The sequence below is a fragment of the Paraburkholderia sp. Ac-20347 genome (assembly GCF_017104805.1).
GTDB lineage: Bacteria > Pseudomonadota > Gammaproteobacteria > Burkholderiales > Burkholderiaceae > Paraburkholderia > Paraburkholderia tropica.
Genome location: NZ_JAAGPN010000649.1, coordinates 1 through 415 on the forward strand (window position 1 = coordinate 1; position 415 = coordinate 415).

At 65.5% G+C, this 415-nt stretch carries 1 protein-coding gene; it reads right to left on the bottom strand.

The genetic code is table 11. The features are described 5' to 3' along the window. A partial coding sequence (locus tag G3N97_RS39220) for a hypothetical protein (protein WP_205998055.1) occupies positions 1-415 on the bottom strand: 415 nt, incomplete at both ends.

A 415-nucleotide genomic window follows, 5' to 3' on the forward strand; every position in this document is an offset into this window, starting at 1 on the left:
GATGAAGGCGGTGAACGTCGCCCGTTCCAGCGTCGGGATGAAGGTGGTGAACGTCGCGAATTCCGTCCGCGTGAGGAAGGTGGTGAGCGCCGGTCGTTCCAGCGGCGAGATGAAGGTGGTGAGCGTCGCCCGTTCCAGCGTCGGGATGAAGGCGGTGAACGTCGCGAATTCCGTCCGCGTGAGGAAGGTGGCGAGCGCCGTCCGTTCCAGCGACGGGATGAAGGCGGTGAACGTCGCGAATTCCGTCCGCGTGAGGAAGGTGGCGAGCGCCGTCCGTTCCAGCGCCGCGATGAAGGCGGTGAACGTCGCCCGTTCCAGCGTCGGGATGAAGGTGGTGAACGTCGCGAATTCCGTCCGCGTGAGGAAGGTGGTGAGCGCCGGTCGTTCCAGCGGCGAGATGAAGGTGGTGAGCGTC